Source organism: Streptomyces aurantiaciflavus (assembly GCF_049808595.1).
In the GTDB taxonomy this organism is placed as follows: Bacteria; Actinomycetota; Actinomycetes; order Streptomycetales; family Streptomycetaceae; genus Streptomyces.
In genome coordinates this window covers 1-1,625 of sequence record NZ_JBNCAQ010000079.1, presented here as the reverse complement: position 1 = coordinate 1,625, position 1,625 = coordinate 1, and the positions used below count along the sequence as shown (strand labels likewise).

The following is a 1,625-nucleotide window of genomic DNA, read 5'->3' as shown; positions in this document are numbered from 1 at the left end:
CCCCGCCCGCCGGCCGGCCTTCGGCACCGGCCTCCGCCCCACCCGCCGCGCAGGCGCCGGCGTCCGCCGCGCCGTCGGCCAAGGCGCCCGCGGCCGACCCGGTCGCCGCGCTCCGGCGCATGTACGTCGACACGAGCCCGTTCAGCCAGGCGCACCTGAGCCTCAACGCCGAGGTGCTGGGGCCCGAACGGATGCTTTTCGGCACCGACTCGCCGCCGATGGCGGCGCCGCTGGAGGACTTCGTCCGCATGATCGAGAAGCTGCCGGTCGACAAGGCGGCCCAGCAGCGCATCCTCGGCGGCAACGCAGAGGACCTCTTCGACCTGAGGAGTCGTCCGTGACCACCACGCAAGACGCGGTCACCGCGGCCGAGCGGTGCACCCCGGAGTACCGGCGCGACCCGCACGCGGTCTACGCCCAGCTCCGGGAAGCGGCGCCGGTCTGCCCCATGAGACCGCCGCACGGCAACGAGACGTACCTGATCACCCGGTACGAGGACGCGCGGGCCGCCCTGTCGGACCCGCGGCTGAGCAAGGACATGTACGGGGCCATGGACGCCTACCGGAGCATCTTCGGTGACTCGTCCGTGGCGCTGGACGACAACATGCTCAACTCGGACCCGCCCAAGCACACCCGGCTGCGCAAGCTGGTGAACTCCGCGTTCACCCCGCGGCGCGTGGAGGCTCTGCGGCCGCAGGTCCAGGACATCGTCAGGACGCTGGTCGACGAGTGCCCGACCCGGGAGCCCTTCGATCTGCTGCCCGCGTTCGCGTTCCCGCTGCCGATCATCGTGATCTGCGAACTGCTCGGTGTGCCGCCGCAGGAGCGGTCGCGGATGCAGCACCTGTCCACCACGGTGGCGCAGACCGGTTTCAGCGCGGAGTCCAAGCGGGCCCAGCAGCAGGCCGAGGAGGATCTGCACGCGTACTTCACGGATCTCATCGCGGCCAAGCGCGACCGCCCGGGCGACGATCTGATGAGCGCGCTCACCTCGGTGCGGGACAACGACGGCGGGCTCACCGAGCACGAGCTGGTCTCCACGGCGTTCCTGCTGATGTTCGCGGGCCACAAGACGACCGCGTACGCCATCGGCAACGCCGTCCATCACCTCCTGACGCATCCCGCGCAGCTGCGCGCCGTACGGGAGAACCCGGAGCTGGTGGGTCCCGCGGTCGAGGAGGTGCTGCGCTACGACGGCTCCGTGGAGAGCTCGACGTTCCGCTACGCGACCGAGGACGTGGAGTACGCGGGGACGCGCATCCCGAAGGGCGCCCTGGTCCAGATCGCGCTCAGTTCGGCCAACCGCGATCCGCTGAAGTTCGACGACCCGGACACGTTCGACGTGCAGCGGGGCAGCGCCCAGAACGCCCATCTCGGGTTCGGGCACGGCCCCCACTACTGCCTGGGAGCCCCGCTGGCCCGCCTGGAGATGGAGTTGGCCCTCACCGGCCTGCTCGGCCGGTTCCCGAGGATGACCCTCGCCGGCCCGGCGGGCGGGCCACGGTGGATGGAGGTTCCCTTCCCGGCCTTCCGCGGCCTCGCGGAACTGCCGGTCGTGCTCGACCCCGCCGGATGACCGACGGCGGGACGGGCTGAGGGGCGCGGAAGCCGTACGGCGGCTTCCG

Annotated in this window: 2 protein-coding genes; both read left to right on the top strand. The window is 71.8% G+C overall.

Annotation, left to right across the window (positions count from 1 at the left end):
* Window positions 1-341, top strand: a 341-nt coding sequence (locus ACPT94_RS42105) for an amidohydrolase family protein (protein WP_425248154.1), incomplete at its 5' end; no start/stop codon positions are given.
* A complete protein-coding gene (locus tag ACPT94_RS42100; RefSeq protein ID WP_360337972.1) occupies window positions 338-1,576 on the top strand; it encodes a cytochrome P450 family protein in 1,239 nt (412 codons plus the stop codon). The genes ACPT94_RS42105 and ACPT94_RS42100, both read left to right, overlap by 4 nt.
* Window positions 1,577-1,625 lie beyond the last annotated feature (49 nt).